Genomic DNA, 26,046 nt, shown 5'->3' with positions numbered 1-26,046 from the left:
GGGCCCCTCAGTCGTCGATGTCATCGTCCTGGTTGTGCATTCCCACCAGCGCATGGTCGCCGGCGCTCTGCTGCTGCTTGGCGTCGTCGCTGCGGGAGGCCTCCAGCTCGGCCAGGTAGGCGTCGTCGATGTCGCCGGTGACGTAGCGGCCGTCGAACACCGAGCAGTCGAAGGCCTCGAGGTTCGGGTTGACCTCGCGGCAGGCGCTCTTCAGGTCCTCGAGGTCCTGATAGAAGATGCGGTCGGCGCCGATCAGCTCTCCCACCTCGGCCTCGCTGCGGCCATGGGCGATCAGCTCGCTGGCCGCCGGCATGTCGATGCCGTAGACGTTGGGGTAGCGCACCGGCGGCGCGGCGGAGGCGAAGTAGACCTTGTTGGCGCCGGCCTCCCGGGCCATCTGGATGATCTGCTTGCAGGTGGTGCCGCGCACGATGGAGTCGTCGACCAGCAGCACGTTCTTGCCCTTGAACTCGATGTCGATGGCGTTGAGCTTCTGGCGCACCGACTTCTTGCGCTGGGTCTGGCCCGGCATGATGAAGGTCCGGCCAATATAGCGGTTCTTCATGAAGCCCTCGCGGTAGGTCACCCCCAGGTGCTGGGCCAGCTCCAGCGCCGAGGTGCGCGAGGTATCCGGGATCGGGATCACCACGTCGATGTCATGCTCCGGCCACTCCGCCTGGATGCGATCCCCCAGCTTGCGGCCCATCTGCATGCGGGTGCCGTAGACGTAGGCGCCGTCGAGGATCGAGTCGGGGCGCGCCAGGTAGACGTGCTCGAAGATGCACGGCGCCAGGGAGGGACGGTCGGCGCACTGCTGGGTGTGGATCTCGCCCGCCATGTCGACGAAGATCGCCTCACCGGGATCGAGGTCGCGGTGCAGCTCGAAACCGCCGACGTCCAGGGCCACCGACTCCGAGGCGATCATCACCTCCTGGCCGACGCCCTCGTCGCGGGTACCGAAGACCACCGGCCGAATGCCGTTGGGGTCGCGGAAGGCGACCAGGCCGACGCCGTTGATGATGGCCACGGCGGCATAGCCTCCCTTGCAGCGACGATGCACGCGGCGTACCGCGTCGAAGATGTCGCCGGGCTCCAGGTGCAGCCCCTGCTTGCCCAGCTCGTGGGCGAAGACGTTGAGCAGCACCTCGGAGTCGGAGCTGGTGTTGATGTGGCGCAGGTCCGAGGAGAAGAGCTCCTGCTTGAGCTGCTCGGAGTTGGTCAGGTTGCCGTTGTGAGCCAGGCTGATGCCGTAGGGCGAATTGACGTAGAACGGCTGCGACTCCGCCTCGCTGGAGGAGCCGGCGGTGGGATAGCGCACGTGGCCGATGCCCAGGTTGCCCTTCAGCCGCGCCATGTGGCGGGTGTGGAAGACGTCCCGCACCAGGCCGTTGCTCTTGCGCAGCAGGAAGCGGCCCTCATGCCAGGTCATCATGCCGGCGGCGTCCTGTCCGCGATGCTGAAGCACCGTCAGGGCGTCATAGATGCCCTGGTTCACCGCCTGCTTGGCCATCAGGCCCACGATACCGCACATTCCACCTTACCTCGCTTGCCGGGAACTTGCTGTGAAGAGTAGCGGCGGCACCGGCTGGCCGGGCCGCCCGGGATTCATTCGTCGGGGGGTGCCGCGTCACTGCCCGCCCCGTCGCCGCGCCCGGGCAGGGAGATCTCGCGCAGGGACTCCGGCGCCTCGGGCAGGCGCCCCTCCCACGCCTCGAACTGACTCACCGCCCAGTCGCGCAGCTGCTCGAAGGTCGGCCTGAGCTGGGCGTCGCGCCATGCCTCGAGCTGGGCCAGCGGCGTCAGGCTGATCAGGATGGTGGCCAGCACCAGGATCGCCGCCCCCTTGGCGGCGCCGAAGCCGGCCCCCATGACCCGGTTGAACAGGCCCATGCCGACCCACTCCACCGCGGCATGGATCAGCCGGATGACGATGCCGCAGAGGAGGATCACCGCGAAGATCACCAGCACGAAGGCCAGCACCAGGCGACCATCGGCGTTGTCGATCAGGCCGGACAGCAGGTCCGCCACGGGCTCGGCGAGCAGCCGGGCAGCCAGCAGCGCGATGATCCAGGCCGCCAGGCCCAGGGCCTCGCGGATCAGCCCGCGCATGAAGCCGGTCACGGCGGTCACCGTGAGCAGGCCGATGAAGATCCAGTCCAGCCAGGTCAGCGCCATGCTCAGTTCCTTACTCGGACCAGCAGGCCCTGCAGGTTGGCACGGGATTTCAGCTCGCCCATGGCGCGCTCGCCGGCCTCGGAGCTGTCATAGGGCCCCACGTAGACCGTGGTCAGGTTGTTGTCGCGGGGACGGCTGAAGACGCTGAAGCCCTCCTCGCGAAGCTGGGACTCGAGGCGTTCGGCATTGGCCGGCTCGCCGAAGCTGCCGACCTGCACCGCCCATTCGCCCGAGCCGGACGCGGCGGCCGGCGCCGCACTCTCGCTAGCCTGGCCCTCGCTGGCCTGGCCGCCGGACCCGCCGGCCAGGCGCTGGTCGGCCGCGCGGGCCAGCTCGGCGATGGGATCGGGGGGCGGCTCGGCGGAAGGGGCCGGCTCCTGCGTCGCCACCGCCTCGCTGGCGTCCGACTCCACCGCCGGGGGCTCGGGCCGAGGTTCGGCCTGGGCCACCTGCTCCGCCGCGGTCTCGTCGACCTCCTCGGCCGACAGGGCCTCGTCTCCCTCGCGGGACACCAGCGGCGCCTCGATCTGGCCGAGGCTCTCCGGGGGACGGGACGGCGGGACGTCGCGGCGCTCCACGTCGACGGGTTGCTCGATGGTCAGCACCGGCTGGGGCCGCTCGCTGCGCGGGGCCGGCTCGTCGAACAGCATGGGCACGAAGATCACCGCCAGGGCGATCAGGATCACCGCCCCGCTGAGGCGCTCCCGCATTCCGTATTTCATGACACTCCCTCGCTGCGCATGTCGTTTCCCTCAGTCTGCGACGTCGGCGATGCGCTCGCCAGCCGCCCCGGCAGCACCTCGGCGACGGTGAAGAAGGAGCCGCAGACCAGCACCCGATCCTCGGGCGCCAGCCGGCCGGCCAGCCAGTCGGCGCCGGCCGACGGCGAGTCGGCGCAGTGCAGCACCTCGGCGCCCAGGCGGTCGAGCCGGGCGGCGAGGTCCTCGGCCGTGCGGGCACGGTCGCCCGCAAGGCTCGCCGTCACCCAGGCATCGACGGCCGGGATCAGGGCCGCCATCACGCCGTCGGCATCCTTGTCACCGAGCATCCCCAGCAGCGCGATGGTCCGCCCGGCACAGGGACGCGCGGCGAGGCGCGCCGCCAGGTAGCCGGCCGCATGGGGGTTGTGGCCCACGTCCAGGCACCACTGCCCCAGCCACTGCATGCGCCCGGGCAGGCGCACCTCGGCAAGCGCCCGGCGACAGGCCTCGGCCTCGAGGATCACGCCGGCAAGCTCGAGGGCCTTCAGCGCCGTGGCGGCGTTATCCAGGGGCAGGCCGGGGTCGGGAAGGCCCTCGTCCCAGTGGAAGTCCTCGCCAAGCGCGTAGACGGGAGCACCCAGCGAATCGGCCACCTCCCGCACGCTGGCGGGCAGGTCGCGGCTGCCCAGCACCGCGGGGCGGCCGGACCGCAGGATGCCCGCCTTCTCGCGGCCGATCTGCTCGATGTCCGTGCCGAGGAAGGCAGCATGATCCTGGGCCACGGTGGTGACCACCGCCACATCCGGGTCGATGACGTTGACCGCGTCGAGCCGACCGCCGAGCCCCACCTCGAGGATGGCGAGATCGGGCGCCCGCTGCGCGATGGCCCAGAGGGCCCCGAGGGTCCCCACCTCGAAGTAGGTCAGGCTCACCGGCTCACCGGCCAGGCGCGCCCGCTCCACGGCCGTGAAGCCGTCGATCAGCAGGCCATCGTCGGCCTCCTGGCCATCGAGACGCAGGCGCTCGTTGTAGCGGATCAGGTGCGGCGAGGTGTAGGCGGCGGTGGAGAGGCCGTGGGCCCGGGCCAGCGCCTCCAGCATGGCCACGGTGGAGCCCTTGCCGTTGGTACCGGCCACGGTGATCACCCGCCTGGCCAGCGGCCGCGCCAGCAGTCCCATGCGGCGGGCGACCTCGGCCACGCGATCGAGGCCGAGGTCGATGCCCACCGGGTGGGCGGCTTCCAGCCGGGCCAGCCAGGCATCCAGGGTGGTGGGCAGGGCCGCGTCAGTCATCGCCAGGATCAGCGACGAGCAGCGTCGTGCCCGTCACGGCCGCCGTCCTCGGCGGGCTCGTCGGCACCGGGGGCAGACGCCTCGCGGGGCTCCGGAGACTCGGCCGCCTCGACGTCCGGCGACTCGGCGGAGGTGGGCTCCTCGGCCTGCTCCGCGACGTCCACCAGGTCGGGCTCGTCGGGGAACGCTTCGGCGAGGCCGTTGGCGGGCTGGTGGGTCAGCTTGCGCAGCACGCCGCCCAGCCGTTCACGCATCTCGCTGCGGTGGACGATCATGTCGACGGTACCGTGCTCGAGCAGGAACTCGCTGCGCTGGAAGCCCTCGGGCAGCTTCTCGCGGACCGTCTGCTCGATGACCCGGGGGCCGGCGAAGCCGATCAGCGCGTTGGGCTCGGCGACGTTGAGGTCGCCGAGCATGGCCAGGGACGCCGAGACGCCGCCGAACACCGGGTCGGTCAGCACCGAGATGTAGGGCACGCCGGCCTGCTTGAGCCTCTCCAGCGCGGCCGAGGTCTTGGCCATCTGCATCAGCGAGAAGAGCGCCTCCTGCATGCGCGCCCCGCCGGAGGCGGAGAAGCAGATCAGCGGGATGCCCTCGTCGTGGGCCAGGGTCGCCGCACGGACGAACTTCTCGCCCACCACGGCCCCCATGGAACCGCCCATGAAGGTGAACTCGAAGGCCACCACCACCACCGGCAGGCCATCGAGGCTGCCGCGCATGGCAATCAGCGCGTCCTTCTCGCCGGTCTCCTTCTGGGCCGCCGTCAGGCGGTCCTTGTACTTCTTGGAGTCGCGGAACTTGAGGCGATCGACGGGCTCCACCTCGGCGGCCAGCTCCTCGCGGCCCTCCTTGTCGAGGAACCAGTCCAGCCGCTTGCGGGCGGTCAGCCGCAGGTGATGGTCACACTTGGGGCAGACGTTGTGGTGCTTCTCGAGTTCGGGAAGGTAGAGCACCGCCTCGCACTTGGGGCACTTGCGCCACAGGCCGTCGGGCACGCTGGCCCGGCGGTCCTTGCGCTGGATACGCCCCATGGAGGGCACGATCTTGTCTAGCCAGCTCATGTCAGAAAGGGTTCCGTCATGTGGTCGGCGCCCGGGAGACCCCGGGCGCATGAATCGAGTCGAGTGGCGAAGGCCGGCGTCAGCCGGCGCTCATGGCGTCCAGGGCCTGGCGCATCTCGCCGAGCACCGCCTTGAGCTCGCCGGCGATCACCTCGGGGCGATCGGCGTTCTCGGCGATACGGCTGACCAGCGCCGAGCCGACGATGACGCCGTCGGCCACCTTGCCCACCTCGGCCGCCGAGGCGCCGTCGCGGATGCCGAAGCCGACGCACAGCGGCAGGTCGGTCATCTCGCGCAGCGGCGCCAGGTGCTCGGCCACGTCCCGGGAATCGAGGATCGCCGAGCCGGTCACGCCCTTCAGCGAAACATAGTAGAGATAGCCCTCGCCGTGGGCGCATATTGTAGCGGCCCGGGCATTGGAAGTGGTAGGGGCAACGAGGAAGATCGAGGCCAGCCCGCGGGACTTGAGCAGCGGCCCGACCTCGTCGGCCTCCTCGGGCGGCATGTCCACGGTCAGCACGCCGTCGACGCCGGCCTCGGCGGCCTGGTCGGCGAAGGCGGCGAGACCGATGCGCTCCATGGGGTTGAGGTACCCCATCAGCACCACCGGCGTGGTGGCGTCGGTCTGGCGAAACTCGCGCACCATCTCGAACAGGTGGGAGAGGCGAACGCCACGCTTGAGGGCGCGCTCGCAGGCCTTCTGGATCACCGGGCCATCGGCCATGGGGTCGGAGAAGGGCACGCCCAGTTCGATGACGTCGGCGCCCGCCTCCACCAGGGCATGCATGAACCCCACGGTGTGCTCGGGGCCCGGGTCGCCGGCGGTGATGAAGGGGATCAGCGCGCGGCGGCCCTGGGCCTTGAGCTCGGCGAAGCGTTGGTCGATACGGTTCATCATGGCCCCTTAGATCTCGATGCCGTCGAGCTTGGCGACGGTGAGGATGTCCTTGTCGCCCCGACCGGACAGGTTGATGATGATGTTCTGGTCGGGACTCATGGTCGGCGCCAGCACCTTGGCGTAGGCCAGGGCGTGGGCGGTCTCCAGCGCGGGCATGATGCCCTCGACGTGGGTCAGCTCACGGAACGCCTCGAGCACCGCGTCGTCGTTGGCCGCCACGTAGTTGACGCGCCCCACGTCCTTCCACAGCGCGTGCTCGGGACCGACGCCCGGGTAGTCCAGGCCAGCGGAGACCGAGTGGGTGTCGGAGACCTGGCCGCCCTCGTCGGACATCAGGTAGGTGCGGTTGCCGTGCAGCACGCCGCGGGGCGCACCGGAGGCCAGCGGCGCCGCATGGCGGCCGGTCTCGACGCCGTCGCCGCCGGCCTCGACGCCGTACATCACCACCTCGTCGTCCTCGACGAAGGGATAGAAGAGCCCCATGGCGTTGGAGCCGCCGCCCACACAGGCGATCAGCGCGTCGGGCAACTTGCCGAACTCCTCGAAGGACTGCCGGCGCGCCTCGCGACCCACCACGGAATTGAAGTCGCGCACCAGCATCGGGTAGGGGTGCGGGCCTGCCACCGTGCCGATGATGTAGAAGGTATCGTCGACGTTGGTCACCCAGTCGCGCAGCGCCTCGTTCATGGCGTCCTTGAGGGTGCGGGTGCCGGACTCCACGGCGATCACATTGGCCCCCAGCAGGCGCATGCGATAGACGTTGAGCTTCTGACGCTGCACGTCCGCGGCACCCATGTAGACGTCGCACTTGAGCCCCAGGCGCGCCGCCACGGTGGCCGTGGCCACGCCGTGCTGGCCGGCGCCGGTCTCGGCGATCACCCGCGGCTTGCCGCTCTTCTTGGCCAGCAGCGCCTGGCCGATGGTGTTGTTCACCTTGTGGGCGCCGGTGTGATTGAGGTCCTCGCGCTTGAGCCAGATCTGCGCCCCGCCCAGCTGCTTCGACCACCGCTCGGCATGGTAGAGCGGCGAAGGACGACCCACGTAGTGGGCCAGGTCATAGTCGAATTCCGCCTGGAAGGCCGGATCGTCACGAAGACTCAGGTAGGTCTTCTCCAGCTCGTCCAGGGCGAAGCTCAGGGTCTCCGAGACGAACCGGCCGCCGTAGGGGCCGAAGTGGCCGCGGGCATCCGGCAGTCGGGTCAGGTCACTGAACTTGCTCACGAAAGACACCTCACAGGTCGCCAGAAGGGCTTGGGGATTGAAATCGATCATTGAACGTGTGCGGCCGAGGGCGGGCGCCGGACAACGTGGGCTCAGTTCGCCAGGCGGGCAGCGTCGCCGCGTCGCACGGCCTCGAGAAAGGCCCGGATGCGCTCGGCATCCTTGACGCCGGGAGCGGCCTCCACGCCCCCCGAGACATCCACCGCGAAGGGCGCCACGGTGGCGATGGCCTCCGCCACGTTGTCGGCGCTCAGGCCTCCGGCGAGGATAACAGGTTTTGCCAGGCTTGCGGGGATTCGCGACCAGTCGAAGGTCTCCCCGGTGCCGCCGGGAACCCCGGGGCGATAGGCGTCGAGGAGCAGCGCCCGAGCGCCGCCGTAGGCCTCGGCGGCGGCAGGCAGGTCGAGGCCGTCGCGCATGCGCAGCGCCTTGATCCAGGGGCGCGGCGCACCCTCGCAGACCGCCGGCGGCTCGTCGCCGTGAAACTGCAGCAGGTCCAGGTGTGCGGCACAGCGCTCGATCAGCTCGGGGCCCTGGTCAACGAAGAGCCCCACCCGGGTGACGAAGGCGGGGACCCGCTCGGCCAGCTCGGCCAGACGGGCCTCGTCCACGGCGCGGCGGCTGCCCGGCCAGAGCACGAAGCCCAGGGCATCGGCCCCGGCGGCCACGGCGGCGTCGACGTCCTCGGGGCGGGTCAGGCCGCAAAGCTTCACGCGTGTTCGCTGCATCATGGCGCCCCGTCCTCCGCCGGGGTGAGGGAGGCCACCGGCCGGCCGCGGCGGAACTCGACCATGGGGCAGTCGGGCAACGGCCGCTGGCCGGTCCACTCGCCGAGGAAGGCCAGCAGGTTGGGACCCAGCGGCTCGGCAGGCAGCCCCCAGCTCTCGTCGTAGAGCGAATCCACGAAGTGCAGGCCGCAGGCCGGCGCGGTGACGTCGGCCAGGGTGCGGTCCTTGAGGGCCATCAGATCGGCCAGGTAGTCGTCGCCTCGCTCGCCGCGGCCCACGGTGACCAGGGCGCCGACGATGTTGCGGATCATGTGGTGCAGGAAGGCGTTACCCTGGACGTCCACCACCACCAGCGGGCCGTGGCGATGGACCTCGATGAAGTGGAGGTGGCGCCAGGGGGTCTTCGACTGGCAGCCGGCGGCACGGAAGCTCGAGAAGTCATGCTCCCCCACCAGCGCCTGGGCGGCCCGGTGCATGGCATCAGCGTCGAGGGGGTCGCGGCACCAGGTGACGTTGGCGCGCTCCAGCACCGGCCGGCTGGGCTGGTTGAGCAGGATGTAGCGATAGCGGCGGGCCAGCGCCTTGAAGCGGGAGTGGAAGGTCTCGGGCACCTCCCTGACCCAGCGCACGGCAACGTCCCGGGGCAGGTTGGCATTGGCACCGAACACCCAGGCCTTCTGCGAGCGCGCCGCGGGGGGATCGAAGTGGATGATCTGCCGGGTGGCATGGACGCCGGAGTCGGTGCGCCCGCTGGCATGCACCCGTACCGGTTGCCCGGCCACCCTGGCCAGGGCCTGTTCGACCGCGCCCTGCACCGAGGGCGCGTGCTTGAGGAACTGCCAGCCGTAGTAGCCGCTACCGTCGTACTCCACCCCCATGGCCAGGCGGCCAGTCAGGGGGTGGCGTTCGTCGAGGGGTTGGAAGAGGGTCATTCGGCCTTCACGAATCGAGACGGGTGAACAGCGCCTCCGCCTCCTCGCGCAGGGCCGGATCGTCGCTCTGGCGAAGCGCCATGAGCAGCGAACGGGCCCGGTCGGCGTCGCCCGCCTCCAGCAGGCGGCGCGCCTCGTCCAGCGAATCGGCGGAAGCACCCCGGGAAATGGCATCATTATCCCGATCCAGCGGCGGGAAGGCTACCTCCTCGACCTCCCACTCCTCCGGCACCTCGCCATCGCTCTCGGCGGAGGCGTCAAGGGGCGGGAAGCCGGGGGACGCCGCCTCGCTCGACGGCACCTCACCGGCAGAGCCGGAGGGGGTAAACTCCACGCTGGGCTGCATCGGCGTCTCCTCCCGAGGCGCCGGACTGGCGTCCAGGCTCGGCGGCCGATAGTCGATGATCTCTCGACCATCCTCGCTCTCGCGGGTGGTCAGCGGCGGGAGCTCGGGTTCGGGTTCAGGTTCGGGCTCTGGAGGAACGATCGGCTCGGGCACCTCGGCCGTGGAGAGCTCCCGGGCACCGGCCAGGGAGTCGACGTCCGCTGAATCCGTGGACGCATCACCCATGTCGACGTCGGTGTCAGGACGCCGGTAGCGGGCGCTATCCGTCGCTGCCTCCTCGCCGTGGGCACTGATCGCCGCCGACGTCCCCGCGGTGGCGCCAGCGGAGGGCGAGGCCGTTTCGTCCTCACGGGACGCCGCGTCATCGTCGGCCCGGGGCGTCTCGTCGGACGGGTCATCGAAGACCCGCGGCGGCAGGGACGCCGATTCGGTGAACACCGCCCGGCCGCCCGCCTCCTGGCGAGCACCGGACGCGGTGGCCAGGCCATGACGTACCATCAGCCGCTCCACCTCGTCGGCCACGGCCGGATTGCCGCCGTCGCGCAGCCGTCCCGCCTCGCGCTCGGCCGCCTCCCGATCACCCTGCTCGAGGTGCACGGTCAGCAGCTTCAGGCGCAGGTCGTCACGCTCCGGCTCCCTTGCCAGGCCGGCCTCGAGCAGGTCGCGGGCCTGGTCATAGCGCCCGTAGGCGATGAAGATATCCGCCTCGCTGATCGCCTCGGCCTGGGGCATGGACGACTGCACCGGCGTGGCCGGCCGGGAGGGCGATGCCGCGGCGGCGGTACCGGCCATGGCGGCGCCCTCCGTGGCCGCCCCGGGCGAAACCGGCGACTCGGCACCGGGTGCGGCGACCCGCACCTCGCCGAAGCCGCCTCGGGAGGCGTCGGCCTCCTCATGGCGGCGCCGCCGACGCACTACCAGCCACAGCGCCAGCAGGGCCGCCAGGCCGGCACCGCCCAGCATCAGGTTGCGATCCACCTCGCCCTGGTAGAAGGCGCCCCACCAGGGGGCCTCCTCGGCCTCGCTGCCCGGCGCCACGATACCGCCGGCGCCCGGTCCGTCCACACCGCTGCCACCGGCGCCGAGCGCCGCCAGCTGGTCGCGCAGCGCCGCCAGCTCCTCGCGCATCTCGCCCAGCTCGTCCTGCAGCTGGTCGCGCTCCTCCTGGACGGTCTCCAGCGTCTGCTGGCTATCGAGCCAGCGGGCCTCGAGGCGCAGCAGGCGATCGTCGCTGGTCAGCTCGCCGTCGCCGCTCAGCGAAGCCAGCAGGTCGGGGTCGACCATGACCTGCGGGGCCGAGGCGCCATCGGTCGCGCCCGACTCACTCGCACCGCCCTCGCCTTCCGCGCCGCCGTCGCCTTCCGCAGCGGCGTCCTCCACCGCCTCGGCAGCGGCGCCGGGCGCGCCACCTTCCGCCGCGACCTGGGCATCGGTCAGCAGGGTCAGCCTCGGCCCCTCTTCACCCTCCGACGACGGGGCCGCCGCCGCTTCGGTGGGAGCATCGGTCTCGGGGTCGTCGACGGCGGGAGCGGGCTCGGTCGCCTGAGGGGGCGGAGCCGTCGGCGCGGAGGCCACGGCCGGGGCCTCTGCCTCGGGCTCGGGGGTACCCAGGGGCACCCGCGCCGGCGCGCCGCTGCCACGGTTGGCCCAGGCCTGGTTCATGGCGGCGACGACGCGATCCGCCTCGGCACCGGCGCGCGCTGCGATGGCATCGCGGCCGGGCACCACTAGGGTGAAACCGGCCCGCATGGCGTTGATGTTGCCCGACGGGAAGACCTCGGGGTTGGCCTCCACCAGCGCCACCATCATCTGGTTCATGCTGATGCCACTGTCGGGCCGCAGGCGACCGGCCACGGCCCACAGGGTGTCGCCGCTGCGCACCCACGCCGGATCGCCGGCGGTGCCCGACGAGGCGGGGCGCGAGACCGCCCGGGCGGGCGCCGGTTCACGCGGCGCCGGCGGCGTGGCGGAAGGGGCAGGAGGCTGGACGCGGGTGCTGCCGGCCACCAGCACCGGCATCTGGTCGTAGTCGGGCGGGTCGAGCAGCAGGGTCACTTCGCGCAGCTGCTGGCCGTCGGGCCAGTCGAAACGCAGCAGCAGGTCGACCCAGGGCTCGCGCACCGGCCGCTCGGTGGTCAGGTCCACCACCAGCCGACCCTGGCGCTGCTCCACCGCCAGCCTGACGCTGGCGGCGAGCGGCGAGCGGGTCAGTCCCGCCGCCGCGAAGGCGCGCTCGTCGGCCACCGAGACGTTGAGCAGGCCCGGCGGGGTGCCGCCGGTATCGCTGAGCGGAATGGTGGCACGCAGCGGCGCGTTGAGCGTCGAGCGCACGTCGGCTTCCCCCAGCCCCAGGGCCAGCGCCATCGGGCTGGCGGCGGAAAGCGAAAGCAGCATGGCGAGTGTCAGCTTGCGTTTCATGGAGGTCCCTTGCGTCCGTCGGCTGGCCCACGCGGCAATCCCGCGGGCAGCGATGCCATGTCGTAATGTCGTTATGGTACCTATGTACCATATTCACCGTCTGAACGCGCCTGGCCGGGGTCATGCCAGGGCTCATGTCTTCAACGTAAGCCATTGATCCAGACCACGCGAACCATCGGCCGCTCAAGAAGACGGGGCGCCTCCCGAAGGAGACGCCCCGCTGGTCATGCGCGTTGTCGAAGGGGCACGATCACTGCTGCTTGAGGATCATCAGCATCCGCTTGAGCGGTTCCGCCGCCCCCCACAGCAGCTGGTCACCGACGCTGAACGCGGAGAGGTACTCGCCGCCCATGGCCAGCTTGCGCAGGCGGCCCACCGGGACGGTGAGAGTGCCGGTGGCAGCGGCCGGGGTCAGGTCGCGGATGGTCGCCTCCTTGTCGTTGGGCACCACCTTGACCCACTCGTTGTGCTTGGCCAGACGATCCTCGATCTCGTCGATCGGCACGTCCTTCTTCAGCTTGATGGTGAAGGCCTGGCTGTGGGAGCGCATGGCGCCGATGCGCACGCAGAGGCCATCGATGGGGATCGGGTTGTCCTGCAGGCCGAGGATCTTGTTGGTCTCCACGGTGCCCTTCCACTCCTCCTTGCTCTGGCCGTTGTCGCGCTTGACGTCGATCCAGGGCAGCAGGCTGCCGGCCAGCGGTGCACCGAAGTTGTCGGTGGGGAAGTCGCCGGAGCGCATGGCCGCGGTGACCTTGCGGTCGATGTCGAGGATGGCGCTGGCCGGGTCGGCCAGCTCGTCGGCCACGCTGTCGCGCAGGGTGCCCATCTGGTTGAGCAGCTCGCGCATGTGCTTGGCACCGGAGCCGGAGGCGGCCTGGTAGGTCATGGAGGTCATCCACTCGATCAGGTCCGCCTCGAACAGGCCACCAAGACCCATCAGCATCAGGCTGACGGTGCAGTTGCCGCCGACGAAGGTCCTGGCGCCACGGGCCAGCTGGGCATCGATGACATGGCGGTTGACCGGGTCGAGGATGATGGTGGCCTCATCCTCCATGCGCAGGGTGCTGGCGGCATCGACCCAGTAGCCCTTCCAGCCGCCGCTGCGCAGGTCTCCGTAGACCGCCTGGGTGTAGTCGCCACCCTGGCAGGTGACGATGACGTCCAGCGCCTTGAGGGCGTCGAGGTCGAAGGCATCCTTGAGGGGAGGCACGTCCACGCCGACGTCGGGGCCGGCCTGGCCGACCTGGGAGGTGGTGAAGAAGACCGGCTCGATGCCCTTGAAGTCACCCTCTTCCACCATGCGCTGCATGAGCACGGAACCGACCATGCCGCGCCAACCGACGAAACCGACTTTCAACATGTGAAGTCCTCCAGTAATCGAATGTGGGAGGTATTATACAGAACCGAGCGCCGAGCGCCGAGCGCCGAGCGCCGAGCCGCAAGCCGCAAGCCGCAAGCCGCAAGCCGCAAGCCGCAAGCCGCAAGCCGCAAGCCGCAAGGCATCATGGCTTCAACGGCAAAGGAGCAAGCCAAGAATTTCCTTGAAGCTTGCTCCTTGTGGCTTGTGACTGGCCGAAGGCCCTTAGATCGCTTCGAAGGCCGCCAGCACGGCGTCGCCCATCTCCCGGGTGGAGACGATATGGGAGCCCTCGGAGGCAATATCCGCGGTTCTGAGGCCGTCGTCCAGCACCTTGCCCACGGCCTCCTCGATGCGGCTTGCCAGCGCTGGCTCGTCCAGGGAGTAGCGCAGCATCATGGCCACCGAGAGGATGGTCGCCAGGGGGTTGGCGATGCCCTTCCCGGCGATGTCCGGGGCGCTGCCGTGGCAGGGTTCGTACATGCCCTGGCCGCTCTCGTTGAGCGAGGCGGAGGGCAGCATGCCGATGGAGCCGGTGAGCATGGCGGCGGCGTCGGAGAGGATATCGCCGAACATGTTGCCGGTGACCATGACGTCGAACTGCTTGGGCGCGCGCACCAGCTGCATGGCGGCGTTGTCGACGTACATGTGCGAGAGCTCGACGTCCGGGTACTCCGACGCCAACCGCTCCATCACCTCGCGCCACAGGATGGTGACCTCGAGCACGTTGGCCTTGTCCACGGAGCAGAGCTTCTTGCCGCGCTTCTGCGCCATCTCGAAGGCGACGCGGCCGATGCGCTCGATCTCGCTCTCGGAGTAGACGTAGGTGTTGAAGCCCACCCGCTCGCCGTCACGCTCCTCGATGCCCCGGGGCTGGCCGAAGTAGATGCCGCCGGTGAGCTCGCGCACGATCATGATGTCGAGGCCGGCCACCAGCTCGGGCTTGAGGCTCGAGGCCGACGCCAGCTGCGGATAGGTGATGGCCGGACGCAGATTGCCGAACAGGCCCAGGTTCTTGCGCAGGCCGAGCAGCCCCTTCTCCGGACGCTTGGCGAGATCCTCGAGGGTGTCCCACTTGGGCCCACCCACGGCGCCGAGCAGGATGGCGCGGGCGGCCTTGGCTTTTTCGAGCGTCTCGGCGGGCAGCGGCTCGCCGTGTACGTCATAGGCGCTGCCGCCGACCAGGGCCTCTTCCACCTCGACGTCGAGGCCGCGGGCCTGGCAGGCGGCCAGGATGCGGCTCGCCTGGGCGGTGATCTCGGGGCCGATGCCGTCCCCCGGCAGTACCAGAATCTTCTGAGTCATTGCTTCTTCCTTGTGAGGTTGCCGCAGGTGAGGCGCGGGGCGCCGGGGGCAGGCCGAAGAGGAGGTCCTATGCCAGGGATGGCATCGGTAGCGCCCAGGGATGGGTTCACAGCGCCTCCTCGCAGGCCTGCCGCCGGGTCAGCCCCGCTTCCCGACGGCAAGAGCGTGCGAGTGTCAGGCCTGGGCGCTATCGCGGAACAGCCAGGGGCGCGTGGCGCGATGCTTCGCCTCGAAGGCGCGGATGGCGTCCTCGTCCTTGAGGGTGATGCCAATGTCGTCGAGCCCCTCGAGCAGGCAGTGCTTGCGGAAGGCGTCCACCTCGAACTCGAGGATCTCGCCGGCAGGGGTGATCACCCGCTGGTTCTCCAGGTCCACGTCGAGGCGGTAGCCCTCGTTGGCCGCCACCTCGGCGAACAGCCGGTCCACGGTCTCCTCCGGCAGGGTGACCAGCAGCAGGCCATTCTTGAAGGCGTTGTTGTAGAAGATGTCGGCGAAGCTCGGCGCGATCACCACGCGGAAGCCGAAGTCCTCCAGCGCCCAGGGCGCATGCTCCCGGGAGCTGCCGCAGCCGAAGTTGCGTCGGGCGAGCAGCACGCTGGCCCCCTGGTAGCGCGGCTGGTTGAGCACGAAGTCGGGATTGAGCGGCCGCCGGGAGACGTCCTGGCCGGGCTGGCCCTCGTCGAGATAGCGCAGCTCGTCGAACAGGTTGACGCCGAAGCCGGTGCGCTTGATCGACTTCAGGAACTGCTTGGGAATGATCAGGTCGGTGTCGACATTGGCCCGGTCGAGCGGCGCGACGAGCCCTTCGCTGCGTTCAAACTTCTTCATGGTTCAGGCCTCCTGTGCCTGGGCGTCATCATTGGCGGCGAGCTGCCTCACGTCCACGAAGTGGCCGGCGATGGCGGCGGCGGCGGCCATGGCCGGGCTCACCAGGTGGGTACGCCCGCCGTAGCCCTGGCGACCCTCGAAGTTGCGGTTGGAGGTCGAGGCGCAGTGCTCGCCGGCACCGAGCTTGTCGGCGTTCATGGCCAGGCACATGGAGCAGCCCGGCTCGCGCCACTCGAAGCCCGCCTCGATGAACACCTTGTCGAGGCCCTCGGCCTCGGCCTGGCGCTTCACCAGGCCGGAGCCCGGCACCACCATGGCCAGCTTGATGGAGTCCGCCACCTTCTTACCGCGGGCCACCTTCGCCGCCTCGCGCAGGTCCTCGATGCGGGAGTTGGTGCAGGAGCCGATGAATACCTTGTCGAGGCGGATGTCGGTGATCTTCTGCTTCGGGGCCAGGCCCATGTACTGCAGCGCCCGGGTGTAGCCATTGCGCACGGTCTCGTCGGCCTGGGCCGCCGGGTCCGGCACCTCGCCGGAGATCCCGGTGACCATCTCGGGGCTGGTGCCCCAGCTGACCTGCGGTTCGATCTCGGCGGCGTCAAGGGTCACCACCTTGTCGAACGCGGCGTCGGCGTCGGAGACGAGCCCACGCCAGTCGGCCACGGCCGCCTGCCACTGCTCGCCCGTCGGCGCATAGGGGCGCTCGGCGAGATACTCGATGGTGGTGTCGTCCACGGCGATCAGGCCCACGCGAGCGCCGGCCTCGATGGCCATGTTGCACACCGTCATCCGCCCCTCCATGGAGAGCCCCTGGATGGCGCTGCCGGCGAACTCGATGGCGTAGCCGGTGCCGCCGGCGGTGCCGATCTTGCCGATGATGGCCAACACCACGTCCTTGGCGGTGACGCCGGTGCCGAGCGTGCCCTCGACGCGCACCTGCAGGTTCTTCATCTTCTGGGCCAGCAGGCACTGGGTGGCCAGCACGTGCTCCACCTCGGAGGTACCGATACCGTGGGCCAGGGCGGCGAAGGCGCCGTGGGTGGCGGTGTGGGAGTCGCCGCAGACCACGGTCATGCCCGGCAGGGTAGCGCCCTGCTCCGGGCCCACCACGTGGACGATGCCCTGGCGGGGGTCGTTGATCTTGAACTCCTCGATGCCGAACTCGACGCAGTTGTCGTCGAGGGTCTGCACCTGGATCAGCGACACCGGATCCTTGATGCCGGCATTGCCCTCGGCCCGCTCCTTCACGGTGGTGGGCACGTTGTGGTCGGGCGTGGCCAGGTTCGCATCGAGGCGCCACGGCTTGCGGCCCGCCAGGCGCAGGCCCTCGAAGGCCTGGGGCGAGGTCACCTCGTGCAGCAGCTGGCGGTCGATGTAGATCAGCGCGGTACCGTCATCGCGCTCCTTGACGAGGTGCTGCGACCACAGCTTGTCGTAGAGTGTCTGGCCTGCCATATCGTTTCTCCCGGGCCCTCGGCCCTTGATGTCATATCCGATGCTCGTTGCCGATACTGGAAAACCGGAGGCGAAGTCACACCGCCTGCGATAACCACGCCGACTCGTAGGAGCCTTGCTTGCAAGGCGATAGCCGTAATTCTGCGGCCCCTCGAGCCTTTCGCTCGTAGGAGCCTTGCTCGCAAGGCGATAGCCATAATCCTGCCTCGGACCTTTCGCTCAGCAAGCAGAGCTCCTACAAGGCAAGAGCCGTGACGATCGGCGCTATGGAAGCAGTCTCCCGCCCCTCGCCCATAAAATCAATTCATGTTATTTATGGATTGGATTCCCATATGGAATCTCTCCATCACGCTCGACGGGGACGCCCATGGATACCCAGAACCTTCAGGCCTTCCTGGCCGTCGCCGACAGCGGCAGCTTCTCCCGCGCCGCTGAACAGCTCCACCTCACTCAGCCGGCGGTCAGCAAGCGCATCGCTGTTCTTGAGACCCAGACCGGCGCCCGCCTGTTCGACCGCATCGGCCGGCGCGTCACCCTCACCGAGGCGGGCCGGGTGCTGTTGCCGCGGGCACGCCAGATCCTGGTGATGGTCGACGACAGCCGTCGGGCGCTCGGCAACCTCGAGGGCCACGTGGCCGGCAGCCTGACGCTGGCCACCAGCCACCATATCGGCCTGCACCGCCTGCCGCCGCTGCTCAAGGCCTATACCCGCGCCCACCCCGAGGTGCGCCTGGACCTGCACTTCCTCGATTCCGAGGAGGCCTACCAGGGCGTGCTGGACGGCTCGCTGGAGATCGCCGTGGTGACCCTCGCCCCCCACCCCGATGAGCAGCTCGAGGTGGTGCCGGTGTGGGTCGACCGGCTCTGCTTCGTCTGCGCCCCGGACCACCCCCTGGCGGGGCTCGAGCACCCCAGCCTGCAGACCCTCTGCGACTTCGATGCCGTGCTCCCGGGGCCCCTCACCTTCACCCGGGGCCTGATCGAGGCGCGCTTCGCCGCCGCGGGACTGCGCCTGCCGGTGGCGCTCTCCACCAACTACCTGGAGACGCTGAAGATGATGACCGCGATCGGGCTGGGCTGGAGTCTGCTGCCGGAGCGCCTGGTGGCCGGCGACCTTCACGAGCTGGCCATCGATCACCCGCCGATCCACCGGCCGCTGGGGTTCATCGTGCATCGCAGCCGTACCCTGTCCAACGCCGCACGGGCGATGCTCGGGCAGCTCGAGGCCGCCCGGGAGACGGCGGCACGGGCGGATGAGCGCCGGATTGTTTAGACTGCTCACCATTGTGCCCGACACCCGGCCCCAGCCATCCGTTCAGGAACCCCGTCCCCGTGCCAGCGCCGACTCCCCCGCCGATATCGCTTCGCCACGCCCTCGCCGGCGGGCTGATCCTCGGCGGCCTGCTGCTGCAGGTGATGCGCTTCGCAGGCCTGCCCGTCGCCCTGCCGGCGGTGAGCTACGCCTTCTGGCTGGCGGTCGCGCTGCTGTGGATCGACCTGGGCCAGCGCAATCGGCGCCAGGCGGGTGCCCTGGCCGGCATCGGCCTCGCCCTGCTGCTGGCGGCATGGCTGGGCTACGGGGCCGACATCGCCTGGCCGCGCATCCTCGACGGCAACAGCTACGTGGTGGCCATGCTGGTCGGGGTGAGCTTCATCGGCCTGATCGGCACCCGCCAGGGGCATTCGCCGCCGGCGGGGCACGGGGTCACGGGGCGGCGCGGGGTCATCGGCACCTGGCTGGGCGTGCACCTGCTCGGGGCCATTCTCAACCTCTCCACCGTGTTCATGGTCGGCGATCGCCTGCAACGCCGTGGCCCTCTGAGCCTTCCCCAGCTGCTGGCCCTCAATCGGGGGCTGTCGAGTGCGGCGCTCTGGTCCCCCTTCTTCGCCTCAATGGGCGTGGTGATGACCCTGGCCCCGGAGATGCGCTTCCCCACCGTGGTGGCCTTCGGCATGCCGCTGGCGCTGCTGGCCGGAGTTCTCACCGCCCTGGAGCTGGGGCGCCGCTTCGATCTCTCGCGGGTCGCCGGCTATTCGCTTTCGCCCCCCAGCCTGATGATGCCGGTGGGCATGGCGGCGCTGGTCATGCTCTTCCACTACGGCCTCACGCCTTCGCTCTCCATCGTCAGCATCATCACCTTCCTGATGCCCGGCGTGGCGCTGGCCAGCAACCTGCCCAGGGGGCCCCGCTGGACCCTGCGCCGGGTGCGCAGCCACGCACTGGAGCGGCTACCGGCGATGCGCGGCGAGATCTCGCTATTCCTCTGCGCGGGGCTCTTGACCCAGGGCCTCTCGACCTTCATCGGCGCCGCCACCGGCAGCGAGTGGACGCTCTTTGCCCAGTTCGGCGCCCCCCAGGCCGTGGCCAGCTTTCTGGCCATCGTGGCCAGCGCCGTGGTCGGCCTGCATCCGATCATCGGCGTCTCGGTGCTGGCATCAGTGCTGGAACTGGGCGGGGATCGGCAGACGCTGTTCGCCTTCGTGGCGCTGGCCTCCTGGGCGGTGGGCACCAGCGTCGGCCCGCTCTCCGGGATCAACCTCTCCCTGCAGGGGCGCTACGGCATCAGCGGGTCGGAGATGATGCGCCACAACCTGGGCTATGCCGGCGCCATGACCGCGCTGGTGGTCATGGCGATCGTGATACTGGACGCCTGGCTGTGACAGCTACAAGGATCAAGGGGCAAGGTTCTCCTTGTTCCTTGGTTTCTTGTTTCTTGTTTCTTGCCCCTGGCCGAAGGCCTACTTCGAGACCCGCTGGAAGTAGCGGTGGCCGCACTGGTGACACGGCTCGATGCGCGCCACTCCTTCCAGGGTCACCTCGCTGCCGCAGTGCACGCAGGCCATGCGCCCCGGTGCCGCCATCTCGCCTTCGCAGTAGTCGGCGCGGGCGGCCTCCAGGTCCTCCTCGAAGCGCTCGCGCTCGACCACGCTGCGATCGGCGATGGAGAGCAGCGACTCGCTGACCTTGCGCGACAGGGCCGAGAGGTCGATGCCCAGCCAGGTCGCCACGCTCTCTCCGCCGGCGCTCAGGTAGCGGCGCATCTCCTTGAGGTCGCGCTCGACCCAGGCGCGCAGCAGTGACAGCTCATCCTTGGTGAACTCCTCGAGCTCCGCCTCGAATTCCACGGCGTCGTCCAGCTCCTGCTGCAGGTTTTCCCAGGTCAGCTCATGGGCCCCCTCGCGCAGGCGATCCAGCATGCGCTCGTAGCCTTCGCGCAGCCGGTGGTCCTGGGGGTGTTTCTGCTGCTCGCTCATGGTGTGCTCCTTCTCCTGCGGTGAGCCGGCGAGGCCCGGGGCATAGCCGGGCCGGGCCGTGCTGGGGTATCCTTGCCTACCATTTAGACGACTTCCCGCCGGCAGTTCAACGTCTTGACGCACAAAGCCGCAAGACCGTGACGCCGGACAAGCCCCGTTGACCCGCGTCGCCCCTCGCGGCGGCGCGACCGACTCGCAAGGTACCCGTAGACAGCGATGGACGCACAGTACAAGCCCCAAGAGATCGAACGCGACGCCCAGCAGTTCTGGGACAGGAACCAGTGCTTCAAGGCGGTGGAAGACGCCAGCCGCGAGAAGTTCTACTGCCTTTCGATGTTCCCCTACCCCAGCGGCAAGCTGCACATGGGGCACGTGCGCAACTACACCATCGGCGACGTGGTCTCCCGCTACCAGCGGATGCAGGGTCGGAACGTGATGCAGCCCATGGGCTGGGACGCCTTCGGCATGCCGGCGGAGAACGCCGCGATCCAGAACCGGGTACCGCCGGCCGAGTGGACCTACGCCAACATCGACTACATGCGCACCCAGCTCAAGGCGCTGGGCTTCGCCTACGACTGGAGCCGCGAGTTCGCCACCTGCGACGTGAGCTACTACCGCTGGGAGCAGTGGTTCTTCACCAAGCTGGTGGAGAAGGGGCTGGTCTACAAGAAGATGTCCACGGTCAACTGGGACCCGGTCGACCAGACCGTGCTGGCCAACGAGCAGGTGATCGAAGGGCGCGGCTGGCGCTCCGGCGCCCTGGTGGAGCGCAAGGAGATCCCGCTGTGGTTCCTCAAGATCACCGACTACGCCGACGAGCTGCTCGCCGACCTCGACACCATCGAGTGGCCCGAGCAGGTCAAGACGATGCAGCGCAACTGGATCGGCAAGTCCCGCGGCGTGGAGCTCAGCTTTGATATCAAGCCCGCTGAGGGCTCCGACATCAAGGCCGCCGACGACGCGGCCTGCGAGCCGCTCTCGGTCTACACCACCCGTCCCGATACCCTGATGGGCGTCACCTACATGGCCGTGGCCGCCGGCCATCCGCTGGCGAAGCAGGCCGCCGAAGGCAACCCTGCGCTGGCCGCCTTCTGCGAGGAGTGTGCCCGCGGCGGCACCTCCGAGGCCGAGCTCGCCACCCGCGAGAAGCAGGGCATGCCCACCGGCCATGTGGCCGTGCATCCGCTCACCGGGCGCGAGGTGCCGGTCTTTGTCGCCAACTTCGTGCTGATGGAGTTCGGCACCGGCGCGGTGATGGCGGTCCCCGCCCACGACCAGCGCGACTGGGAGTTCGCCACCAAGTACGGCCTGCCCATCGAGCCGGTCATCGCCGACGAGAGCGGCCAGGCGCCGGACCTCTCCCAGGGGGCCCATGACGACTACGGCACCCTGATCCACTCCGGCGAGTTCGACGGGCTCGACTTCGAGGCCGCCTTCGAGGCCATCGCCACCCGGCTCGCCCAGCTGGGTCGCGGCGAGGTCAAGACCCACTACCGCCTGCGCGACTGGGGCGTTGCCCGCCAGCGCTACTGGGGTGCCCCTATCCCGGTCAAGTACGGCCCCGAGGGGCAGACCGTGCCGCTCACCGACGAGGAGCTGCCGGTCGCCCTGCCCATGGAGGTCACCGTTGACGCCACCGGCTCGCCGCTCAAGCGCATGCCGGAGTTCAGCGACCTGGGCGACGGCTGGGTCCGTGAGACCGACACCTTCGACACCTTCATGGAGTCCTCCTGGTACTTCGCCCGCTTCTGCTGCGCGGACAACCCCGATGCCATGCTCGACGAGCGGGCCGACTACTGGCTGCCGGTGGACCTGTACATCGGCGGTATCGAGCACGCCATCCTGCACCTGCTCTACGCGCGCTTCTTCACCAAGCTGATGCGTGACCTGGGCCTGGTGAAGGTCGACGAGCCGTTCCAGCGACTGCTCACCCAGGGCATGGTGATCGCCGAGACCTTCTATCGGGACACCGCCAACGGCGGCAAGGAGTGGTTCAATCCCGCCGACGTGGAAGTCAGGCGCGACGAGAAGGGCCGGCCGATCAGCGCCGTGCTGATCCGCGACGGCCAGCCCGTGGAGATGGGCGGCATCGAGAAGATGTCCAAGTCGAAGAACAACGGCGTCGACCCCCAGTCGATGATCGACCGCTTCGGTGCCGACACCGTGCGGCTGTTCATGATGTTCGCCGCCCCGCCCGAGCAGTCCCTGGAGTGGTCCGACTCCGGCGTCGAGGGGGCCAGCCGCTTCCTCAAGCGCCTGTGGCGTCTGGCCAGCGAGCACCTCGCGGCCGGCAACCCGGGCACGCTGGAACTCGCCGCACTCACCGAGCCCCAGCGGGAGCTGCGCCGCAAGACCCACGAGACCATCAGGAAGGCCAGCGACGACATCGGCCGCCGCACCACCTTCAACACCGCCATCGCCGCGGTGATGGAGCTGACCAATGCGCTGGGCCGCTTCGAGGACGAGAGCCCGCTGGGCCTGGCCGTGGCCCGCGAGGCGCTGGAGGCCTGCGTGCTGCTGCTCGCCCCCATCACGCCCCACACCTGCCACGCCCTGTGGGCGGCGCTGGGCCATGAGGAGCCGGCCATCGACGCCGCCTGGCCGGCGGTGGACGAGTCGGCCCTGGCCCGCGATACCATCGAGCTGGTGGTGCAGGTCAACGGCAAGCTGCGCGCCCGCATCGAGGTTGCCGCGGACGCCGACAAGGCGACCGTCGAGGCCGGAGCCTTCGCCGCCGAGAACGTGCAGCGCCATACCGAGGGCAAGACGGTCCGCAAGGTGATCGTGGTGCCCGGCAAGCTGGTCAACATCGTGGTGGGCTGAGCCCGCCGCGGGACAGGGAGCGACCCATGCAGCGACGCACCTTCCTCACCCACGCCCTGGCCGGCACCGCCGGCCTTGCGCTGTCCGGCTGCGGCTTTCGCCTGCGCGGCCTGGACACGCCATCGGCGGTGATCGATGAACTGGCCATCGCGGGCCCGGACAGCGACCTCGCGCGCCTCGCCCGGGAGCGACTCGACGCCGCCGGCACCCGCGTGCACGGCGACGCGGACCGGGTGCTCAACCTGGGCGAGCCCGAGATCCGGCGGCGTAACCTCAGCGTGCTCGACTCGGGCCCGCGCGACGAGGAACTGGTGCTGCGCGCGCCCTTCTCGGTCCAGCGGCGCGGTGACGGCGCCTACCTGCTCGACCAGCAGCGGCTCGAGGTCTCGACCCGCTACACGGTCAGCGACTCGAACCTGCTGATCCAGGAGGACCTGCGCGAAGAGGCCCGCCGCGAGCTCCTCGAGGCGGCAGTCCGCCAGCTCCTCGACCGCCTGCGCAGCCTGTAAATTTCAAGGCTTGAGACACCAGGAAAGGGGCGCCGGGGACAGGTCGAAGAGGAGGTCCTATGCCAGGGATGGCATCGGTAGCGCCCAGGGAGGGGTTCACAGCGCCTCCTCGAAGGCCTGCCCCCGGCTCAGCCCCGATGGCAAAGGATACGCTCGTTGAAAGTCTTCCCCGACAAGCTGGCCGATGCGCTGGCCAAGAAGCTGCCCCCGGTGGTGATCGTCGCCGGCGAGGAGCCCCTGCAGCACATGGAGGCCTGCGATGCCGTGCGCGCCGCCGCCCGCGAGCGAGGCATCGAGGAGCGCGAGATTCTCCACGTCGAGGGCAGCTTCGCCTGGGGCCGGCTGCACGAGGCCTCGGCCAGCCTGTCGCTGTTCGCCGGCGCCAAGCTGATCGAGGTGCGCCTGGCGGGCAGCAACCTCGGCCAGGAGGGCACCAAGGCGCTCAAGGCCTATGCCGATGACCTCAAGGGCAGCGACAACGTGCTGCTGCTCGCCATGGGCAAGCTCGACTTCCGGCAGCAGAAGAGCGCCTGGTTCCAGGGCCTGGACAAGGCTGGCCTGTTCGTGCCGGTGTGGCCGGTGGATGCCTCGCGGCTGGGCTTCTGGCTGCGTGACCGCGCCTCGCGCCACGGCCTCAACCTCGATCTGGACGCCGCCCGCTTGCTGGCCGAGCGCACCGAGGGCAACCTGCTGGCCGCCGACCAGGAGCTGCAGAAGCTCGCCCTGATGATGCCCCCCGGCGCCCGGGTCTCCCCCCGGGAGGTGGCCGGCGGCGTGGAGGACAGCGCCCGCTACGACGTCTTCACCCTGGTCGACGCCTGCCTCAAGGGAGAGCGCGCACGGGTCGCACGGATCATTGCCGGCCTGCGCGGCGAGGGCGTGGAGGCGCCCATCGTGCTCTGGGCCCTGACCCGGGAGCTGCGCACCCTGCTCTCGCTGCACCAGCACCTGGACCAGGGGCAGAGCTTCGACCACGCCTGCAAGTCGCAGAAGCCGTCGATCTTCGAGAAGCGCAGACCCGCCTACCAGCAGGCCATCGGCCGGCTCCCGGTCAAGCGGCTGCACAAGCTGCTGCTGTTCGCCCAGCGCCTCGACCTGGCCATCAAGGGCGCCTCTCCCCTGCCCGTCCAGGACGGCCTCCACGACCTGGCCCTGACCCTGGCCGGCGGCCGCGGCCTGCTCGCCGAACTCCCCTCTTCCTACCGCATCGGCTGACCCTGCCCGCGTTGACCGCCAAGGGCATGAAATGTCACGCCATTTCGTCCTATACTGGGCAGGTATCATCGTGACGCCTCACTCGATCGCCAGGACGCGACGCGTGGATCATCAAGGAGCCGGAAGCCACTCCAACGAAGAAGGAACACCGACATGATGAAGAAGCTCTGCCGTTACCTCAGCCCGCTGCTGATCGCCGCCCTGGTCCTGGGCAGCCTCCCCGTGGCCGCCGCCCCGGCCTCCCCGGGCAGCGACCTGATTACCACCCAGGCGGCCCTGAACGCCGAGCGCGACCAGGCAGATCGCGAGCGGATCCACGAGATCCTCGCCCGCGACGATGTCCAGCAGCAGCTGGTGGCCCAGGGCGTTGACCTCGCCGAAGTGGAAGCCCGCGTGGCCGCCCTCTCCGACGCGGAGGCCGCCCAGATGGCCGACCAGCTCGAGCAGCTGCCCGCCGGCGCCAGCGTGGTCGGCGCCCTGTTCGCCGTCTTCGTGATCCTGCTGGTCACCGACATCCTCGGCCTGACCAACGTCTTCCCCTTCACCCGCTGAGCGGGGAGCCCCATGACATCACGCCGAATCCGGCACCCCTGGAACGCCCGCCCTGCGGGCGTTCTCGCGTTGGTGCTGCTGATGCTCACCCTGGCCGGCTGCGCCAGCACCCCGCGCCTGGCCGAGACCACCGAGGAGCGCCTGCCCCGCCAGCTGCTGCTCGATGACGTGCCCTTCCACGCCCAGCGCGACTACCAGTGCGGCCCCGCCTCGCTGGCCATGGTGCTCAACGACGGCGGGGTCGAGGTCGACGTCGACACCCTGATTCCCCAGGTCTTCCTGCCGGGCCGCGAGGGCAGCGTGCAGCCCGAAATGCTGGCCACCGTGCGTCGCCACGGCCGTATTCCCTTCGTGATCGAGGGGCGGCTCGACGCCCTGCTCACCGAGGTGGCGTCGGGCCATCCCGTGGTGGTGATGCAGAACCTCGCGCTGCCCGCCTGGCCCATGTGGCACTACGCGGTGGCCATCGGCTTCGACCTCGACCGTGACGAGCTGATCCTGCACAGCGGCGAGGAGCCTCGGCGCGTCGAGTCCTTCCGCCGCTTCGATGCCACCTGGGCCCGCAGCGAGCGCTGGGCCTTCGTTGCCCTGCCGCCGGGGCAGCTGCCCGAGGGCGTCCGCCCCGCCGCCGCCATGGAGGCGATCAGTGCCTTCGAGCGTCTCCATGGCGCCGAGGCGAGCCTTCCCGCCTGGGCCGCGCTGGCCGACCGCTTCCCCGGGAACGGCATGGTGCAGTTCGGACTGGGCAATGCCCGGCATGCCAGCGGCGACAGCGAGGCCGCCATCTCGGCCTTCGAGCGGGCCGTCTCGGCACAGCCCGAGCTGGCCGTCGCCTGGCTCAACCTGGGCCTGGCCCGGCGCGGTCAGGGCGACCTCGGCGGGGCGAGGGACGCCCTGGAACGGGCCGCCGCGCTGCCCGGCCACTGGCAGCCCCATGCCCGAGAGGCGCTGGACGCGCTTCAGGAGGAATAG

At 69.8% G+C, this 26,046-nt stretch carries 22 protein-coding genes; 7 read left to right on the top strand and 15 right to left on the bottom strand.

Features of this window, described 5'->3' with window-relative positions; genetic code table 11:
• Window positions 1–7: 7 nt before the first annotated feature.
• The 14 genes from purF to leuC all read right to left on the bottom strand — a co-directional run bounded on the left by purF (window position 8) and on the right by leuC (window position 16,720).
• On the bottom strand, window positions 8–1,531 hold the full coding sequence (gene purF, locus NFC98_RS06630; RefSeq protein ID WP_183333061.1) for an amidophosphoribosyltransferase: 1,524 nt from the start codon (window positions 1,529–1,531) through the stop codon (window positions 8–10).
• 74 nt (window positions 1,532–1,605) lie between these two features.
• The gene (locus NFC98_RS06625) at window positions 1,606–2,175 is read right to left on the bottom strand and encodes a CvpA family protein (RefSeq protein WP_254277317.1); all 570 of its coding nucleotides are present in this window, start codon (window positions 2,173–2,175) and stop codon (window positions 1,606–1,608) included.
• Between the two features lie 2 nt (window positions 2,176–2,177).
• Window positions 2,178–2,897, bottom strand: coding sequence for an SPOR domain-containing protein (locus tag NFC98_RS06620; RefSeq protein WP_254277316.1), 720 nt, complete (start codon window positions 2,895–2,897; stop codon window positions 2,178–2,180).
• Window positions 2,894–4,168, bottom strand: a complete 1,275-nt coding sequence (gene folC, locus NFC98_RS06615) for a bifunctional tetrahydrofolate synthase/dihydrofolate synthase (RefSeq protein ID WP_254277315.1) — start codon at window positions 4,166–4,168, stop codon at window positions 2,894–2,896. Before folC ends, NFC98_RS06620 begins: the two co-directional genes overlap by 4 nt.
• Window positions 4,169–4,176: 8 nt before the next feature.
• On the bottom strand, window positions 4,177–5,229 hold the full coding sequence (gene accD / locus NFC98_RS06610; protein WP_254277314.1) for an acetyl-CoA carboxylase, carboxyltransferase subunit beta: 1,053 nt from the start codon (window positions 5,227–5,229) through the stop codon (window positions 4,177–4,179).
• A gap of 79 nt (window positions 5,230–5,308) precedes the next feature.
• Window positions 5,309–6,124 carry a tryptophan synthase subunit alpha gene (gene trpA, locus NFC98_RS06605; protein ID WP_254277313.1) on the bottom strand — a complete coding sequence of 272 codons (816 nt, stop codon included), beginning with the start codon at window positions 6,122–6,124 and terminating at the stop codon, window positions 5,309–5,311.
• Between the two features lie 9 nt (window positions 6,125–6,133).
• The gene (gene trpB / locus NFC98_RS06600; RefSeq protein ID WP_254277312.1) at window positions 6,134–7,348 is read right to left on the bottom strand and encodes a tryptophan synthase subunit beta; all 1,215 of its coding nucleotides are present in this window, start codon (window positions 7,346–7,348) and stop codon (window positions 6,134–6,136) included.
• Between the two features lie 92 nt (window positions 7,349–7,440).
• On the bottom strand, window positions 7,441–8,079 hold the full coding sequence (locus tag NFC98_RS06595; protein ID WP_254277311.1) for a phosphoribosylanthranilate isomerase: 639 nt from the start codon (window positions 8,077–8,079) through the stop codon (window positions 7,441–7,443).
• Window positions 8,076–9,008, bottom strand: coding sequence for a tRNA pseudouridine(38-40) synthase TruA (truA, locus tag NFC98_RS06590; protein WP_254277310.1), 933 nt, complete (start codon window positions 9,006–9,008; stop codon window positions 8,076–8,078). Before truA ends, NFC98_RS06595 begins: the two co-directional genes overlap by 4 nt.
• 7 nt (window positions 9,009–9,015) lie before the next feature.
• Complete coding sequence (locus NFC98_RS06585; RefSeq protein WP_254277309.1) at window positions 9,016–11,772, bottom strand: FimV/HubP family polar landmark protein; 2,757 nt, start codon at window positions 11,770–11,772, stop codon at window positions 9,016–9,018.
• A 250-nt stretch (window positions 11,773–12,022) separates the two neighbouring features.
• The gene (gene asd / locus NFC98_RS06580; protein WP_254277308.1) at window positions 12,023–13,135 is read right to left on the bottom strand and encodes an aspartate-semialdehyde dehydrogenase; all 1,113 of its coding nucleotides are present in this window, start codon (window positions 13,133–13,135) and stop codon (window positions 12,023–12,025) included.
• Between the two features lie 222 nt (window positions 13,136–13,357).
• Window positions 13,358–14,437 (bottom strand): 3-isopropylmalate dehydrogenase, encoded by a 1,080-nt coding sequence (gene leuB, locus NFC98_RS06575; RefSeq protein WP_254277307.1) that lies wholly within the window; start codon window positions 14,435–14,437, stop codon window positions 13,358–13,360.
• 174 nt (window positions 14,438–14,611) lie between these two features.
• Complete coding sequence (leuD, locus tag NFC98_RS06570) at window positions 14,612–15,265, bottom strand: 3-isopropylmalate dehydratase small subunit (RefSeq protein ID WP_254277306.1); 654 nt, start codon at window positions 15,263–15,265, stop codon at window positions 14,612–14,614.
• A gap of 3 nt (window positions 15,266–15,268) precedes the next feature.
• Entirely contained in the window at window positions 15,269–16,720 is a 1,452-nt protein-coding gene (gene leuC, locus NFC98_RS06565) for a 3-isopropylmalate dehydratase large subunit (RefSeq protein ID WP_254277305.1), read from the bottom strand.
• Between the two features lie 367 nt (window positions 16,721–17,087).
• Between leuC and NFC98_RS06560 the strand changes: the two genes are divergently transcribed.
• Window positions 17,088–17,993: a LysR family transcriptional regulator gene (locus NFC98_RS06560; RefSeq protein WP_254277304.1), complete on the top strand. Its 906-nt coding sequence runs from the start codon at window positions 17,088–17,090 to the stop codon at window positions 17,991–17,993.
• A 143-nt stretch (window positions 17,994–18,136) separates the two neighbouring features.
• Window positions 18,137–19,381 carry a hypothetical protein gene (locus tag NFC98_RS06555; RefSeq protein WP_254277795.1) on the top strand — a complete coding sequence of 415 codons (1,245 nt, stop codon included), beginning with the start codon at window positions 18,137–18,139 and terminating at the stop codon, window positions 19,379–19,381.
• A 78-nt stretch (window positions 19,382–19,459) separates the two neighbouring features.
• Here the strand turns inward: NFC98_RS06555 and NFC98_RS06550 are convergent, their stop codons facing one another.
• Window positions 19,460–19,975: a zinc ribbon-containing protein gene (locus NFC98_RS06550; RefSeq protein ID WP_183333030.1), complete on the bottom strand. Its 516-nt coding sequence runs from the start codon at window positions 19,973–19,975 to the stop codon at window positions 19,460–19,462.
• Window positions 19,976–20,191: 216 nt separating this feature from the next.
• Here NFC98_RS06550 and leuS point away from each other — a divergent pair, with 216 nt between their 5' ends.
• The 5 genes from leuS to NFC98_RS06525 all read left to right on the top strand — a co-directional run bounded on the left by leuS (window position 20,192) and on the right by NFC98_RS06525 (window position 26,046).
• Window positions 20,192–22,798, top strand: a complete 2,607-nt coding sequence (gene leuS / locus NFC98_RS06545) for a leucine--tRNA ligase (protein ID WP_254277303.1) — start codon at window positions 20,192–20,194, stop codon at window positions 22,796–22,798.
• 26 nt (window positions 22,799–22,824) lie between these two features.
• Window positions 22,825–23,307, top strand: coding sequence for an LPS assembly lipoprotein LptE (gene lptE / locus NFC98_RS06540; RefSeq protein ID WP_254277302.1), 483 nt, complete (start codon window positions 22,825–22,827; stop codon window positions 23,305–23,307).
• Between the two features lie 156 nt (window positions 23,308–23,463).
• Window positions 23,464–24,522 carry a DNA polymerase III subunit delta gene (gene holA / locus NFC98_RS06535; protein WP_254277301.1) on the top strand — a complete coding sequence of 353 codons (1,059 nt, stop codon included), beginning with the start codon at window positions 23,464–23,466 and terminating at the stop codon, window positions 24,520–24,522.
• Between the two features lie 156 nt (window positions 24,523–24,678).
• A complete protein-coding gene (locus NFC98_RS06530) occupies window positions 24,679–25,074 on the top strand; it encodes a PA2779 family protein (RefSeq protein ID WP_254277794.1) in 396 nt (131 codons plus the stop codon).
• Window positions 25,075–25,086: 12 nt separating this feature from the next.
• On the top strand, window positions 25,087–26,046 hold the full coding sequence (locus NFC98_RS06525) for a PA2778 family cysteine peptidase (RefSeq protein WP_254277300.1): 960 nt from the start codon (window positions 25,087–25,089) through the stop codon (window positions 26,044–26,046).

Origin of the sequence: Halomonas sp. 3H, assembly GCF_024206005.1 — a bacterium.
In the GTDB taxonomy this organism is placed as follows: domain Bacteria; phylum Pseudomonadota; class Gammaproteobacteria; order Pseudomonadales; family Halomonadaceae; genus Halomonas; species Halomonas campaniensis.
Note: the sequence above shows the minus strand (reverse complement) of the source record. Positions and strands in the feature narration are given on the sequence as shown.